This is a genomic window from Sorangium sp. So ce836, from assembly GCF_028553905.1.
Lineage (GTDB): Bacteria > Myxococcota_A > Polyangia > Polyangiales > Polyangiaceae > Sorangium > Sorangium cellulosum_D.
The window spans coordinates 7,793,374-7,809,877 of record NZ_CP102233.1 but is presented as its reverse complement, the minus strand read 5'-3'; the positions used below and the strand labels follow the sequence as shown (position 1 = coordinate 7,809,877).

Below are 16,504 nucleotides of genomic sequence, written 5' to 3'. Positions count from 1 at the left end.
GCACACATCATTAATCACGTCCCAAGGACGTTCCCGCCGATGGGTTCTTAATAGTTTTTAAGGTGAGAATTCCTCCTGCTGCGGTCTACAAAGCCACGGAGTCAGGCACGGCAGGCAGCACAACCTAGCGAGGCTTGTCTTTCGATGTGGCTGGAGATCGAGCTCGACATCAGCGGTGATGAGGTGCGCGTCAGCGCGCGTGGCAGCCGGGGAGAGCGCCCCGCGGGGCACGCGATATCCTCCGAGCAGGGCCTCGGTGCCCTGCAGACCTTCGCCAACAAGATCGGGAGGGCGGTCCGGGGCGCTAAATCGCTCGATCCAGCGGCGGTGAGCGACTCGCAGGCGCTCCACGAGGAGGTCTTCAAAGGGGAGCTGCGCGACGTCCTCGTGCGGCTCGGCGAGGCGTCGAAGGGCGGTCCGCTCCTCTTGCGGCTCTTCGCCCGAGATCACGCGCTCCAGGCCATCCCCTGGGAGGCGCTCTGCAGGCCGGGGACGTCCGAAGGGTTTTTGGGGACCGACCCCAGGGTGCTCTTCGCGCGCGGCGTCACCTCGTCGGAGCCGTGGGAGCCGCGCGAGGTCAAGGGCGCCGTCCGGGTGCTCGGGATCGCGCCGGGCACCGGCGAGCGGGCCCTCGACGTGCTGCGCGAGGCGCTCGCCCCGTCGATCGACGCCGGCGAGGTGGAGTGGCTCGATCCGATCGCCGGGCCGGAGATCAGCGCGCGGGCCCTCTTCGATCGGCTCCGTCGCGGCAAGAGCCCGCACGTCGTGCACTGGCTCGGTCACGGCGGCGTGGATCTCTCGGGCAAGCCCGTCCTGCGCGTCTCGGACGACGAGGACGGCGAGGAGGCCTGGATCACCGCCGAGGCGCTGGGGCGCGAGCTCTCCGCCGCCTTCTGCGAGGAGCTGCGCCTCGTGATCCTCGAGGCCTGCGAGGGCGCCAGGGCCGGCGCGCTCGGCAGCGCGGCGGAGATCCTGGCCAGGGCGGGCGCGGACGCCGTGGTGGCGCACCTCTGGCCGGTGAAGGCCGACGTGGCGCGCGCGTGCTCGACCGAGCTCTACCGCGCGCTCACGGGCGCCTCGCTGAGCCAGGGCGACATCGGCGCGAGCGTGGCGGCGGCGCGGCGGACGCTGCTCTCCCAGAGCGCCGAGGCATTCTCGCCGATCCTGTACCTCCGCGGCTCGGACTCGGTTGTCTTCAACTTCCAGGGCCGCCGCGTGACGAGGCCGGGGAAGAAGGGCCGATCGAGGGCGCTCGCGCCCGCGCTCCAGGGCCTGCTCGAGCGGCCGTTCACGATGGTGCTCGGCGATCTCGAGGACGATCGCGCCGCGCTCCAGCGGGAGCTCGAGCAGTTCATGCAGGAGAGCGGCGAGCCGGCGGCGCAGGGGATGTCGCTGAGCGCGCTCACCCAGCGCTGCGTGCTCCGGTTCGGGCAGGAGGTGCTGCACTCGCTCTTCCAGCAGGCGCTGACCGCTTCGCCCGCCGCGACGGCCCCGCCGCTCGTCGAGGCGCTCGCGCGCTTCGTCCGGCCGGGGGTCCACGTCACGCTGCTCTGGCGGCCCTGCCTCGAGCACGCGATCGCGCAGAAGCTGCCGCAGCGGACCGTGTACGCCATCCAGCCGTCCCTCCTGGGCGCTTCCGGCAAGCCGCGCGTCGTCAAGCGCGCCGCGGGGGCGGCGACGTGGAAGATGGATCCCGTCATGCCCAGGCGCTTCGATCTCGACAGCGAGATCGTCGTCCTCCGCCTGTACGGCGGCTACTCGGCCGAGCCGCGCCCCATCTTCTCGCCGCCGCTGCTCACCGAGGACGATCACATCCACGGCCCCCTCGGCGCCGACGGCGCCCGGCCGCCGCTATGGATGGAGGAGCTCCTGGCGCGGCCGCGCGTCCAGCCCGGCCTCTTCGTCGCGCTCTCGAGCCTCGACTTCCGCCACCGCATGCTGCTGCGCTGGCTCTACGATCAACGCCCGGCGCCCCCGGACAGCCTGGCCGTCCTCGCGCCTGGGGTCGAAGGGAGCGAGATCGAGATCTGGGGCAACGGCGGCGGGCTGCCAGGCACGGGCCACATCGCGGCCACCACCGGAGATCTGGTGGAGCTCGCGGAGCAGCTCGACGCCTTCGCGCTGGAGGACGCCTCGTGACACACCCTCCCTTCCAGGCGAGTCCCCTCCGCGATCCCGCCGGCCTGCGCCGGGGCAGGGCGCGCGCCGCGGCAGACATGGATCCTGTCCACCCGGGCTCCGGGCCATCGAGGAGCCAGTGACCACGATCCCCCGCGAGGACCGGCTGGACCTCCTGCTCGCCGACGCCGACGAGCGCCGCCCCGTGCTCGACGAGGGGCTGCCTGACGACACCGCCCAGCGCGCGCCGAGGCCCAGGAAGGCCCGCGATGCGAACCACTGGCGCCGCACCGACGCCGATCGCAACGACCTCACCCTCCAGCGATGGGCGGTGATCGCGCCCGAGGGCCGTGAGGGCGACCGGATGCTCGAGGCCATCCAACCGCTCGTCGCGCTGCGCGAGGCCGAGCAGGGCTCGCCCGCGCGCGTGTACCGCGTGCCGCACGGGATGGACGCCAAGCGATCGGCGGATTTCCGGAGAGACATCTACTGGTCCGAGGAGGTGGCGGAGGAGGACAGGCCCCTTTACCTGATGATGCTCGGCGATCTCCATCACACCTCGGTGGAGCTCCAGCACGCGCTCGCCAATGACGCGCTCGCGGGCCGCGTCCACTTCGCGGACGGCGCGGGAGAGACGGATCTCGCCGGCTATGCCGCCTACGCCGAGAAGGTCGTTCGCTACGCGCAGCGCGGCACGTCCGAGACCTCGCCGGAGCTGCTCTTCTACGCCGCGCCCGACGGCTCGGCGGCCACGGCCACGGGCAAGCTCAGGCTCGTCGGCCCGAGCCTGGCCACGTCGATGGAAGCGCACGCCAGGGGCAAGCTCCCCGCGGCCGCGGTGCGCGAGATCTCCGCCGGCAGCGTGGACGATCTGCTCGCCGGGGGCGGCGGCGCGCGTCCCTCGGTGCTGCTCTCGGTGAGCCACGGCCTGGGCGCGCCCCGGCGCGGCTGGCGCCGGGAGGAGGACGCCTGGCGGCGCCAGGGGGCGCTCGTGATCGCCCACGACGAGATCCTCGACGCCGAGCGGCTGCGGGGACAGGCGTTCTTGCCGGGAGGCATGTGGTTCTATCTGGCCTGCCTCGGCGCGGGCACGCCGGCGGAGAGCGTCTATCACGCCTGGCTCTCGCAGCTCGCGCAGGAGGATCGTTATGGTGGCAGCCTGAAGGCCGTGCTGCACAGCCTCCCCGCGTCCGGCCAGCGCCCCTTCGTCGCGGCCCTGCCGCAGGCCGCGCTGGCCAACCCGGCGGGGCCGCTCGCCGTGATCGGCCACGTCGACCTCGCGTGGACGTACAGCTTCTCGGGCACGAAGAGCCTGTCGGAGAGCAAGAAGTCCCGTATCTATCGCCCGCTCGAGGTGCTGGTCCGCGGCAGTCGCGCGGGGATCGCGCTGGAGGCGCTGATGGAGTTCTACCGCGGCGCGAACGACGATCTCGCGCAGAGCTATCAGCTCGAGGCCGACGCGCGCGCGGCGGGCCGCGCGGATCCCACCGATCGCGCCGATCGCGCTCACCTGTGGATGCTGCGCAACGATCTCCGCGGCTACGTGCTGCTCGGCGATCCGGCGGCGCGGCTGCCGCTCCAGCAGCTCGCGCTGCGCGCCGAGGCGCCCGCGCCCGCGCCCGCGCCTGCCGAGGTGGAGTGTAACCCGCCGGAGGGGCCGGCCGCCGACGCCGCGCCCGCGGCGCCGGCGCGGGAGGCGGCCGTGCTGGCGATGATCCGCGGAGACGAGGCGCCGCGCGCGATCGCGGCGCGCGCGAGGGCGTCGCTGGAGACGTTGTGGAGCTGGGTCGACGCCTATCGCGCGGGCGGCCGCGAGCGACTCGGGCGGTGAGGGAGCTCCGCGGGGTCGTGCAACCCACATCATCGATCAGGCAGCGTTTGCCGGCATCTGCACGTCGAGAACGTGTGCGAACCACACGAGCCGGCGCGACGCAGCGGCCCCGGCGCCATGAGACGCGAAGTACATGAGGTCTCTCTGGTGTCATGGCGCGCTCTCGCCGAGGCGGTCCATCACCGCTCAGGAGCGTGCGGCCACGTACCTAACGCCGGCGCAGGCGTGCGCGCCATCGTCCCTTCGGACAGCTTGACGCGCGACGGAACCCGTGATGTCGCTCTGCGTTTGAGCTCAGGAAAGCGGGCTGTTCGCCACGCCCGGATCCAGCGCCCGCCGACATCGTCGATCCCGAGGCCGTATCCGCTCTCCACGCGTTCGGTCCTCGGCCAGACCTCGCAGGTCGAGAGACCCTCCCCGTCGCGGCGCTCACCCGTCGCGCCCGCGGCTCCGCTCCAGCAGCGCCGCGAGCTCCGCCGCCGACGCCACCCCGAGCTTCGCCGTCGCGCTCGCCCGGTGCTGCTTCACGGTCGACTCGGCGAGCCCCAGCTCCGCCGCAATCTGCTTGTTCAGCTGCCCGCGCGCGATCCGGTCGCACACCTGCCGCTCGCGCGGCGTGAGCGCGTCGAGCCGCGCCGCGAGCGCCTCGCGTTCCTCCCGCGCCGCCCGCGCCCGCGCGTCGAGGTCCATCGCGCGCCTGACGGCCGCGAGCACCTCGTCCGCCTCGAGCGGCTTCAGCAGGAAGTCCACCGCGCCCTCCTTCATCGCCTGCACCGACGCGCGCACGTCCCCGTGTCCGGTGATGAAGATGAGCGGCAGCCGGCACCCGGACGCCCTGAGCGCCGCCTGGAGGTCGAGCCCGCCGAGCTCCGGCATCGCCAGGTCGACGATCACGCAGCCGGCCCGCGCGTCCGGCGCCGCCGCCGCGGACGCCAGGAACGCGCGCGCCCCCTCGAACAGCTCCACCTCGTAGCCCGAGGCGCAGAGCAGCCGGCCCACGCTCCGCAGCACCGCGCCGTCGTCGTCGATCACCACGACCTTCGCCGTCACGCCCGTCATCGTTCCTCCGGCGCCGCCTCGCCCGGCAGCTCGAGGCGCGCAGCCACGCCGCCTGCTGGCGCGCGCTCGGCCCACAGCCGACCGCCGTGCGCGGCCGCGATCGACCGGCTGATGCAGAGCCCGAGGCCCAGACCCTCCGACTTCGTCGTGAAGAACGGCTCGAAGAACCGCTCGAGATCGTCCATCGCGCCCCCCTCGCCCGAGTCCTCCACCACGAGCGCCACGCGCCCGTCGGCGCGCGCCGTCCTCACGATCACCCGGCGGTCGCCGTACGGCCGCCCGGAGACGGCGTCGAGCGCGTTCGAGATCAGGTTCAGCGCCACCTGCTGGAGCTGGACCGCATCGCCCCGCACCGCGGGCAGGTCGGGCGCGAGCTCCAGCGCGATCGTCGCCCCGCGCAGGAGCGCGTCGTTGCCCACGAGCTGCGCCACCTCGCGCGCCGCCTCGTTGAGATCGCACCGTTCCCTCTGCGCCTCGCCCTTCTTCAGCAGCACGCGCATCCGCCGGATCACCTGGCCGGCCCGCCGGGCGCCGGCGACGATCTCCTCGACGGCAGCGCTCACCTGCGCGACGTCCGGCGCCGCGCGGCGCAGCAGGATCTCCGCCGCCTGCGCGCTCGTGAGCACCGCGGAGAGCGGCTGGTTGATCTCGTGCGCGATCGAGGACGCGAGCTCGCCCATCGCCGCCACGCGGTTGAGGTGCGAGAGCGCGCTGAGCGACTCGCGCGCCTGGCTCTCGGCGCGCTTCCGGCCGGTCACGTCGAAGTGGGAGACGACCGCCCCGCCGTCCTTCCACGAGAGCCGCCGCGCCCGCACCTCGGTCCAGCGCTCGGCGCCGTCGTGACGGTACTCGACCGTGCCCTCGACGTCGCGCCCAGCGAGCACCCCCTCCACGAGCTCGATGACCCGCCCGGCGCCAGCGTCGCCCGCCGCCGCGGCCCGCCGGAACGCGCCGAGGTAGCTCTCTCCCTCGGCGACACGGTCGAGCGGGCCCGGCGCGCCCGCGCGCGACGCGCGCGCCCACGCCCGGTTCGTGCGGTGCATCACCCCGGTCTTGTCCACGACGGCCACGAAGCCGACCATCGAGGCGAGCACGGCGTCGCTCATCGCCTGAGCGCGCCCGCGCCGCCGCCGCTCGATGACGAGCCCGGCGATCAGGGTGGTCTGGAGCGTGACCGCGATCGCGGCGCCCGCCGCCCACCGGCGGTAAAGATCCCAGAAGGACGGCACCCGGAAGTGGACCTCGGCGCCGGGCGGCAAGCGGTCCTCGGGGATCCGGAAGAGAGCGAGCTCGCGGGCATCGAAGGCGAGCGCGTTCGCGTCCGCGGCGCGGATCGGGATCGACGTCGCGGACTCGCCGCCGAGGAGCCGCAGCGTGAGCCCGCCCAGGTCGCGCCCGACCCGCCGGTAGTCGACGATCTCCCCGCCGACGATCCCTTTGCCGAGCCCGACGCCGTGGACGGAGAAGAACGGGCGCTGGGTCTGCGCTCGGACCCGCTCGAAGGCCTGTAGCCCGACGAAGCGGTCGCCGGCGCCATCCATGTAGAACGTGTCGAACAGGACGATGGCGTTCTCCGGGAGCGCGGCGAGGCGCCGATCGAGCTCGGCGAGCGGCAGGCGCGCGAGGTCCAGGAGCGCGACGCGGTCGGCGAGGGGGCCGAGATCGCGGGCGATCCCGTCGTGGCGCGCGCGTTCCCAGGGGCTCGCGCCCATGACGAGCGCGACCTCTCGCGTGTCGGGGAGGAGGCGCAGCGCGCTCTCCGCCGTCCGGAGCCACGCGTAGTCGAGCCAGATCCCGGTGACGTCCGGCGCGGCGGGCACCGCGAGGGCGGCGCTCCGGTCCTCGCTCAGGAAGAGCACGGGCACGCCGGACCACAGCTCGCGCCGCAGATCGAGCACGACCCGGAGCACGTCGAGCCGGAGCGCGACGATCACGCCGGGGTGATAGCTGCTGTATTTCGCCCGATAGAAGCGGCGGAGCTCGCGCGCGTAATCGGGGGTGTCGAACCACGACAGGTCGAGGAACTCGAGCTTGAAGGTGACCGGCCCGCTCCACCCGACGCGCACCGATTCCCGGAGCTCGCCGGTGATCGAGGACATGGCCGGCGCGGTCGGGTCATCCGACTGGAAGACCAGGACCTGCGCCGGCGCGTTGTCGGCCAGCGCCGGCGCGGGCGCGCCGAAGGCGATCGCGAAGGTCGCGATCAGGAGCACGAGCGCCGAACAGGAATTCCGTGGATGCCTCGACGGCGCCGCAGATCGCTCCCGATCCATTCGTCGCGCTGGTGTCGGTAACAAGAGAGATGAACTTATCACGGCTGTTTCGGCGTTCTCATCATGTCCAAAGGGGGTTACCGAGGCGCGCAGACGACATGCGCCGAGCTGGCCAGCGCGCGCCTCGACCTCCACGGCCGCCTGGCCGCGCAGCCCGGATGAAGGGCACGGTCGAGGACGCCGGGGCGGGGGGCCGCGCGTCACCGCCGCTCGTCGGGTGTGTCTCGCCTGCCACATCGCGCTCCCGACTTCCGCTGCCGACGTGCCTCTTGCGCCCGCGGCACCCCCATTGCTGAGTCGCGGGCCATGTCCGCCGCTTCGCGCCTCCGGTTCGCGCCCGCCGCCCTGGCGGCCATCGCCCTCAGCCTGGCGTGCGTTCAGGGCGCGCGCGCCCCCAACGTCCCGCCCCGCGGGACCCTCGCCCCCGGCGCGCTCGACCCCGGCGGAAGGCCCGCGGAAGGCCCGTTCGCCGTGGTGTTCGGCGCGCCCCGCGGGCAGACGACGAGCCCCGCCGAGATCAGCCTCGTCTTCAACCGGCCGATGCGGCCGCTCGACCTCGCCGGCGGCGAGGCCGCCGCGCCCGCGATCCTCAAGCCGCCCGCGCCGGGGCGCTGGCGCTGGGTCGGCACCAGCGGCCTCACGTTCGCCCCCGACGGGCGCCTGCCGCGCGGCACCGCGTTCACCGTCGAGGTCCCGGCCGGCACCCGCGCGCTCGACGGCAGCGCGCTCGCCGAGCCGTACGTGCTCACCTTCCGCACCGAGCTGCCCAAGGTCGCGCGCGTCGAGCCGTGGTCGGGCAGGGACGACCTCCGGCCGGACGCGCGCTTCGAGCTCCGGTTCAACCAGCCGGTCGACACCGCCGAGGTCGCGCGGAGCGTGTCCCTCACGTCGGGCGGCCGCGCGGCCAAGGTGGCGTTCGACGTCCGGCGCCCCGACCCGAAGAACGAGCTGCTCGCCGAGATCGTCCCGCGCGCGCCGCTGCCGCGCGACAGCGAGATCGAGCTCGCCCTGGCCGCGAGCCTCCGCGGCCGCGAAGGGCCGCTGCCGGCCGGCGAGGAGCAGCGGTTCTCGTACCGCACCTACGGGCCGCTCCGGGTGGTGCGCACCGACTGCGATCGCGACACGCCGCAGGGGGCGTGCGCGGCCGAAGGCGGGTTCTCGCTCGCCTTCTCGAACCCCGTCCGCCTCGCCGACGCCAAGCGGGCGATCTCGGTGGAGCCCGCCGTCAAGCTGAGGTGGCCGACGTGGCTCGAGGACGACGCGCTCACGAGCCACATCCACCTCGGCGGCGCCTTCGCGCCGGGGCGCAGCTACCAGGTGCGCGTCGCCGCCGGCCTGCGCGACCAGCACGGCCAGGCGCTCGCCGGCGCCGTCACCGAGCAGGTCGCGTTCGGCGACCGCTGGCCCGAGGCGCAGATCGGCCTCACCGGGAGCGTGTTCGAGCCGGCGCAGCGGCGCGAGATCCCGGTCATGTCCGTGAACGTGCGCGAGCTGTCGCTCGCGGTCGGCGCCATGACCGAGGAGGCGGTGCTCGCGCTGGAGGCCGACCCGCACAGCCCGGGGCGGAGCCCCAAGATGGACGAGATCGCGGCGCTGCCCGCCGGCAAGCGGTCGGTCCTGCGCCCGGCCGCCGCGACGAACACGCCGGCGACGCACCTCGTGCGGGCCGGCGAGGTGCTGGGCGGCGAGGGCAAGCGCGGGCCGCTCGCGATCGGGATCAGCTACACCGCCCGGCCCGGGACGCGGCACGCGCGCACCGCGTCCGAGGCGGTGATCGCGCAGGTGACCGACCTCGGGATCAGCGCGAAGGTGTCGCCGAACGGCTCGCTCGTGTGGGTGACGCGCCTGTCGACGGGCGCGCCGGTGCCCGGCGCCAGCGTGTGGATCCGGACCCCGGACGCGCGGTCGCCCGCGGCGGTGGTCACCGACGCCGACGGGTTCGCGGTCGTCCCCGCGGCGGCGTACCGCCCGTCGGCCTCGTCGGGGCCGGAGCGCGGCGTGATCTTCGCGCGCTCGGGCGACGACTGGACGTACCGCCGCGTGGCCGACGCGCTCAGCGGGTGGCGCTTCGGGGCGCCGTCCGACTTCGGCGAGGCGCGCCCGTTCGGGATGGTGTTCTCGGACCGCGGCATCTACCGGCCGGGCGACACCGTGCGGGTGAAGGGGATCTTCCGCGAGGAGGCGGCGCGCGGGACGAGGACGCCAGCGGGCAGGAGCGTCGCGTTCAAGGTCGAGGGGCCCGACGGCGAGGCGCTCGTCACGCTCTCGCCGTCGCTCAGCGCCTTCGGCACCTTCTCCGCCGACGTGAAGATCCCGGAGACCGCGCGGCTCGGCACGTACAGCCTCGCCGCCACGGTCCAGGGGGGCGACGCGGGGTGGCCGGACGTGACCGGCAGCGTCGAGGTCGCCGAGTACCGCCCGGCCGAGTTCAAGGTGAGCGTCGAGAGCGACCGGCCGAGCTACGTCCGCGGCGACAAGGCGCGCTGGATCGCGCGCGGCGACTACCTGTTCGGGGCGCCGATGACGAACGCGGAGGCCCGGCTCTCGATCACCCGCGCGCCGGCCTCGTTCTCGCCGCCGGGGATCGAGGGGTTCACGGTCCGCGAGGACGAGCTAACCGACGCGCTGCCGGACCGGGCGCCGCGCGAGTTCGAGGTGCAGAGCGGGCGCGAGAAGCTCGACGCGGCCGGGCAGGCGGCGATCGGCGCGGCGCTCGCCATGCCCGGGCAGCGCGGCACCGAGTCCGTGACGTGCGAGGCGGAGATCACGGACGTGTCGCGGCAGGCGATCGCCGGGAGCTCGACGGCGCTCGTGCACCCGGCCGAGTTCTACGTCGCCCTCAAGGAGCCCGATCGCTTCGCGAAGGCGGGCGACGTGCTCCGGCCGGAGATCCTCGCCGTCGATCCGAAGGGGGCGCGCGTCGCGCAGGTCGCCGTCCGGGTCGAGCTCGTGCAGCGGACGTGGACCCTCGCCCGCCAGGAGAGCGGCAGCGCGTACCGCAGCGTGAGCGCGCCGGTCGACAAGGTCGTCGCGCGCTGCGGCGTCACGACGGCGGCGGCGCCGCGGAGCTGCGAGCTCACGGTGCCGTCCGGCGGCTACTACCTCCTGCACGCGACGGCCAAGGACCGCCGCGGCAACCCCGTCGGCGCCGCCGCCGGGGTCTACGCGCTCGGCGAGGGCGGCGGCGGCTTCGGCGACAGCGACCAGCTCCGGGTCGAGCTCGTGCCCGACCGCGACAGCTACGAGGTCGGGCAGACGGCGCGCGTGATCGTGAAGTCGCCGTTCGCCGGCGCCGACGCGCTGGTCACGGTCGAGCGCGCCGGGATCGCCTCGCACCGGCGGGTGAAGCTGTCGGGCGCCATGCCGGTGATCGACGTGCCGATCACCGACGACCTCCGGCCGAACGCGTTCGTCTCGGTGCTGCTCCTGCGCGGGCGCACGAAGCCGCCGCCCGCGCCCGGGAAGGGCGGTACCCCGGGGCCCGACGTCGGCGCGCCGGCGTTCCGCCTCGGCTACGCGCCGCTCCGCGTGAACCCGGAGGCGCAGCGGCTCGCGGTGCGCGTCGTCCCGGACAAGACGGACGCGCGCCCCGGCGATCCGATCCGCGTGGACGTCGACGTCCGCGATCGCGCCGGCCGGCCCGCCCGCGCGGAGGTCGCGCTCTACGCCGTGGACGAGGGCGTGCTGTCGCTGACCGGCTACGAGACGCCGGATCCGATCCCCGTCTTCGGCGCGCCGCGCAGCCTGCGGGTGGCGACCGTCGAGACGCGCGAGGCGCTCGCCCGCGTGCGCAACCCGTTCGCCGACCTCGGCGCCGACAAGGGGCGCGCGGGCGGCGGCGGCGCGCAGGGCGGCACGGGCGTGCGCCGCGACTTCCGGCAGAGCGCGTACTATCACCCCGCGATCGTCACCGACGCCGCCGGGAAGGTGAGCGCGAGCTTCAAGCTGCCGGACTCGCTCACGACCTACCGGGTGATGGCGGTCGTGGCCGCCGAGGACGATCGCTTCGGCTACGGCGAGTCGCGCGTGACGGCGAGCCAGCCGCTCATGGCCCGGCCGGCGCTGCCCCGCTTCCTCCGCGCCGGCGACGCGATCGACGCGGGCGTGGTCGTCACGTCGAAGGGGCTCGGCAAGCCGGCGACGGTCGAGGTGGAGGTCGCCGCGTCGGGGCTCACGCTCCAGGGCGCCGGGAAGCGCGCCGTGGAGCTCGCCCCGGGCGCTTCGGCCGAGGTCCGCTTCGCGCTCTCGGCGCCGCGGGCCGGCCCGGCGACGCTGCGCTTCCGCGCGAGCGGCGGCGGCGCGTCGGACGTCGTCGAGGTGACCCGCGAGATCAAGGCGCCCACGTCGCCGGAGGCCGTCGCGCTCTACGGCGACACGACCACCGCGAGCGCGGAGAAGCTCGGGGATCTGTCGGCGATCCGCGACGACACCGGCGGGCTCACGGTGAGCCTCGCGCCGACGGCGCTCGTGGGCCTCGGCGGCGGCGTGGAGCAGCTCCTCGAGTACCCGTACGGGTGCACCGAGCAGCTGACGAGCCGCATGGTGCCGCTCCTGTCGCTGCGCGATCTCGCGAAGGCCTACGGGATCGCGCTGCCGAAGGACCTCACCGCCGTGATCGGCAAGACGGTCCGGGAGATCCTCTCGCACCAGCGCGGGGAGGGGGGCTTCGGCTTCTTCGCCGAGTCGGACAGGGCCGACCTGTGGACCACCGCGTACGCGCTGTGGGGCCTCGCCGAGGCGAAGCGCCACGGGGTCGCGGTGCCGGCCGACGCGATGGAGCGCGCGACCTCGTTCGTGCGGGCGCGGCTCAATGAGGCCGGCGACGACCCGCTGCGCCGGGCGACGGCGCCGTTCATCCTCGACGTCCTCGCGGCGAACGGCGCCCCGGATCCGGGGCGCGCGAGCCGGCTGTTCGACGAGCGCGACAAGCTGCCGCTCTTCTCGAAGGCGCTGCTCGCGCACGCGATGGTGATCGGCAAGAGCGACCGGGCGGCCGTCGACCAGCTCGTGGGCGAGCTCGAGGGCGCGCTGCGCCTCGACGGCCCGATCGCGCGGGCCGTCGACAACCACGGCGACGCGTACGCGGTCCTCATGGACTCCGAGGCCCGCACCTCGGCGCTCGTGCTGCGCGCGCTGCTCGCGGCCCGCCCCGCGCACCCGCTCGCCCCGCGGCTCGCGGCCGGCCTGCTCGCGGATCGCCGCGGGGGCACGTGGCGCAGCACGCAGGAGACGGCGTGGGCGCTGATCGCGCTCGACCAGTACCGGAGGGCGCAGGAGAAGGCGGCGCCCGACTTCGACGCGCGGGTGTTCCTTGGCCAGGCGGAGCTGTTCTCCGCGCCGTTCCACGGGCCCACGACCGAGCAGGTCAAGACGTCGATCCCCGCGGCGCGGCTCGCGAGCGCCGGCGGCGCGCCGCTCGCGTTCACCGTCGACGGGCGCGGCCGGCTCTTCTACGAGGCGCGGCTCCGCTACGCGCGCAAGCAGCTCCCGACGGCGGGGCTCGACCGCGGCTTCTATATCGAGAAGTCGCTGCGCGCGCTCGCGCCCGAGGACCTCGCCGCGGCGCTCGGCGGCGGCGCGCCGCCCGGCGCCGCGGCGGGCGCGGCGCCCTCGTCGCTCGCCTTCGCCGGCGGCGACCTCGTGCTCGGCGAGATCCTCGTGGTGACGCCCTCGCCGCGCGACTTCGTGGTCATCGACGACCCGCTGCCGGCCGGCCTCGAGGCGATCGACGCCCGCCTCGCGACGTCCGCGCGCTCGCTCGACGTCGACGCGGCGGAGGCCCAGGCGGACGACGAAGGCGCCGACGCCGACCAGGACGACCTGCGCGCGACCGGCCGCGCGTACGAGCCGAGCCGGTTCGTCCGCGAGGTCCGCGACGATCGGGTCCTGTTCTTCGTCGACCACATGGCCGCCGGGATGTACCGGTACCGGTACCTCGCGCGCGCCACGACGCTCGGCGCGTTCGTGGTCCCGCCCGCGCGCGCCGAGGAGATGTACAGCCCCGAGGTCTTCGGCCGCACGGGCGCCCTCGCGGTCAAGGTCGGCAGCCGGGACGCGGCGCCGCGCCCGCGCTGAGCCGTGGGCGCGCCCTCCTCGCCCGGCCCCGGCCGCGCGCGGCGCTGGCTCGCGGCCGCCCGCCCGCGCCTGCCGCTCCTCCTGCGCCGCGCGGCGCGGATCGCGCTCGCCCTCGCCGTCGCGCCGTGGCTCCTGCTCGCCGTCGCCGCGGCCCTCACGAAGCTCCCGCCGGAGCTCGCGGCCCCCGAGGAGCGCGCCGTCTCCACGGTGCTGCTCGACCGCCACGGCACCGTGCTGCGCGAGCTCCGCGCCGGCGACGGCGCCCGCGCGCGCTGGCTGCCGCTCGCCGAGGCCGGCGACCGCATCCAGCGCGCGCTCCTCGCCGCCGAGGACCGGCGGTTCGCGGTCCACCCCGGCGTCGACCCGATCGCGATCGCGCGCGCGCTCGGCCAGCTCGCGGCGGAGCGGCGCGTCGTCTCGGGCGCGTCCACGATCACCCAGCAGCTCGCGCGCGCGCTCGTGCCGCGCCCCCGCACCGTGCGCGGCAAGCTCGGCGAGATGGCGCTCGCGCTGCGCATCGAGGCGTCGCTCTCGAAGCGCGAGATCCTCGAGCAGTACCTGAACCGCGTCGCGTTCGGCCCGGGCCTGCGCGGCGTCGAGGCCGCGAGCCGCTTCTACTTCGACAAGCCCACCGCGGACCTGTCGCTCGCCGAGGCCGCCGCGCTCGCCAGCATGCCGCGCGGCCCCGCGCTCTACGATCCGCGCCGCGGCGCCGGCCCGCTCGAGCGCCGCCGGAACCGCGTCCTCGACCGCATGCTCGCGGGCGGCCTCGCCGGCGAGTCCGAGGTCGCCCGCGCCCGCGCCGAGCCGATCGCGCTCGCCCCGAAGGGCAGCGGCCTCGGCGCGCCGCACCTCGTCCGCGCCGTGCTCGGCGGCGCGCTGGGCCCGGGCGCCGGCCCCGCGGCGGGCGGCGCCGGCGCGGCGCCGCTGCGCGGCCGGGCGAGCTCGATCACCCTGACGATCGACCGCGGCCTCCAGCGCGAGATCGAGGTCCTCGCGCAGCAGACCGTCCGCGGCCTCTCGGACCGCGACGTCGGCGCCGCGGCCGTGGTGGTGCTCGAGAACGCGACCGGCGAGATCCTCGCGTACGTCGGCTCGCACGACATCGAGGACGCCGCCGGGCTCGGCCACAACGACGGCGTCCTCGCGCTGCGGCAGCCCGGCTCGGCCCTCAAGCCGTTCGTCTACGAGCTCGCCATGGAGCAGCTCGGGTTCACGGCCGCGACCGTCCTGCCCGACGTCGAGCTCTCGTTCCCGACCGCGGACGGCAGCTACGCGCCGCGCAACTACGACGGGCGCTTCCACGGCCCCGTCCGCCTGCGGGACGCGCTCGCGAGCTCGTACAACGTCCCGGCGGTCTGGACGGCGGCCGCGCTCGGCCCCGAGCGCGTGCTCGCGCGGCTCCGCGAGCTCGGCCTCGGCTCGCTCGATCGCGAGCCGTCGCGCTACGGCGTCGCGATCGCGCTCGGCGACGGCGAGGTCCGCCTGCTCGATCTCGCGAACGCCTACGCGACGCTCGCGCGCGGCGGCGTCTACCTGCCGGTGCGCGCCGTGCGCGCGCTCTCACTCGCGTCGCCCGCGGTCTCCGACGTGGCGCCCGCGCGCGGCGCGGGCGACGCCGCCACCGAGCCCATCGATCCGCCCGGGCGCGGCGCGCGCGTCCTCGACGCCGCGCGCGCCCGGGTGATCGTCGACATCCTCGCCGACGACAAGGCGCGCATCGCCTCGTTCGGCGAGGGCAGCGCGCTCGACCTGCCGTTCCCCGTGGCCGCGAAGACGGGCACCTCCAAGGGGTTCCGCGACAACCTCGCGGTCGGCTTCACGCCCGACGTCACGGTCGCCGTCTGGGTCGGCAACTTCGACGGCTCGCCCATGGGCGGCATCAGCGGCATCACCGGCGCGGGCCCGCTCTTCCGCGACGCCATGCTCGCCGCCGCGCGCGTCCGGCCGCCGCGCCCCTTCGATCCGCCCGATCCCGAGCTCCTCGCCGAGGTCGAGGTCTGCAGCCTGTCCGGCATGACGCCGATCGCCGTCTGCCCGCACCGCCGCCGGGAGCTCCTCCCGCGCGGCGACGCCGCGGCGCTCGCGCCGTGCGACATGCACGAGGCCGTGCGCATCGATCGCAGGAACGGCCTGCGCGCCGGCGCCTGCCCGGACGCCGCGGTCGAGGAGCGCGTCTTCGAGCGCCACGACGCGGAGCTCACCGCCTGGGCGCGCGCCGCCGGCCGCCCGATCGCGCCCGAGGAGGCCTCGCCCCTCTGCGGCCCGCTCCCGGGCGGCGACGGCGTCCCTCCTGCCGGCGCGCGCGTCCGCGTCGCGTACCCGCCCGACGGCGCCCGGTTCGTCCTCGACCCCTCGGTCAACTCGCAGCAGGCCATCCGGCTCCGCGCCGACGTCCCGCCGGGCGTGCGCCGCGCGCGCTTCGTGCTCGACGGCCGCTCGATCGAGGTCGGCCCGCCGTTCTCGCTCGACTGGCCGCTCGTCGCCGGCGCGCACCGGCTCCGCGTCGAGGCGGACGGCGCGTCCGCCGGCGAGGAGATCGCGTTCTCGGTGGAGTGAGCGGCGGGCGAGGGGAGGATGACGTGGTCGGGATCCAGCCGAGGTCGCGGTGCTCCTCCTCGCTCCTCGATCTGGAACGAGCGCTGCCGGGCGCCGCCTGGGGTGGAGGTGCCCGTCCCCTCCGTGAGAAGTGAGGTCCCCGTGGGGTCGCTGGACGTGGGGTCGCTGGACGCTGGGTCTGCGCTTCGCTAGCTCTACGAGCGGAAGGGATCGGTCGATGGAAGAAGATAGGCGCACGCCGCCTTCCCTGGAGGCGCGGGTTACCGAGGTCCTCGAGGCTTGTGATTACGAAGTTCAGCAAGCGGTCGGGCTTGAACAGGGGGTGATCGACTGGTTTGCCACGCCTCGCAGCGGCTTCATCCGCCCTCGCACCTACTTCCGAGTGCTCCCTCGCTCTCCCGAAGACCTGAACGAGACGCTCGCCGAGCTCGAGTCGGCTCGTGTGGCACGGAAGGCCGATCGCGCTGTCGCGATCGTGATGAGCGAACGACTGCCCGGTGGTTACGCCCCGGATCTCGTGGGGCGAACCAGCAACGTGCTGACCTTCCGGCGCTGGCTGCTGGAAATCTCCGGAATCGCCGAGCATGCC

At 75.0% G+C, this 16,504-nt stretch carries 6 protein-coding genes; 4 read left to right on the top strand and 2 right to left on the bottom strand.

Annotation, left to right across the window (positions count from 1 at the left end):
• The first annotated feature begins 144 nt into the window (after positions 1-144).
• Positions 145-2,139 (top strand): CHAT domain-containing protein, encoded by a 1,995-nt coding sequence (locus tag NQZ70_RS28040; protein ID WP_129576939.1) that lies wholly within the window; start codon positions 145-147, stop codon positions 2,137-2,139.
• A gap of 118 nt (positions 2,140-2,257) precedes the next feature.
• Positions 2,258-3,949: a hypothetical protein gene (locus NQZ70_RS28035; RefSeq protein WP_237244121.1), complete on the top strand. Its 1,692-nt coding sequence runs from the start codon at positions 2,258-2,260 to the stop codon at positions 3,947-3,949.
• 429 nt (positions 3,950-4,378) lie between these two features.
• Here the strand turns inward: NQZ70_RS28035 and NQZ70_RS28030 are convergent, their stop codons facing one another.
• Both NQZ70_RS28030 and NQZ70_RS28025 read right to left on the bottom strand, forming a co-directional pair.
• The gene (locus NQZ70_RS28030; RefSeq protein ID WP_129576938.1) at positions 4,379-5,008 is read right to left on the bottom strand and encodes a response regulator transcription factor; all 630 of its coding nucleotides are present in this window, start codon (positions 5,006-5,008) and stop codon (positions 4,379-4,381) included.
• Positions 5,005-7,221: an ATP-binding protein gene (locus NQZ70_RS28025; protein WP_129576937.1), complete on the bottom strand. Its 2,217-nt coding sequence runs from the start codon at positions 7,219-7,221 to the stop codon at positions 5,005-5,007. The genes NQZ70_RS28030 and NQZ70_RS28025 overlap by 4 nt, the downstream gene beginning before the upstream one ends.
• Positions 7,222-7,587: 366 nt before the next feature.
• Here NQZ70_RS28025 and NQZ70_RS28020 point away from each other — a divergent pair, with 366 nt between their 5' ends.
• Positions 7,588-13,356 (top strand): Ig-like domain-containing alpha-2-macroglobulin family protein, encoded by a 5,769-nt coding sequence (locus NQZ70_RS28020; protein ID WP_129576936.1) that lies wholly within the window; start codon positions 7,588-7,590, stop codon positions 13,354-13,356.
• Positions 13,357-13,359: 3 nt separating this feature from the next.
• Complete coding sequence (gene pbpC / locus NQZ70_RS28015; RefSeq protein WP_129576935.1) at positions 13,360-15,915, top strand: penicillin-binding protein 1C; 2,556 nt, start codon at positions 13,360-13,362, stop codon at positions 15,913-15,915.
• Positions 15,916-16,504 lie beyond the last annotated feature (589 nt).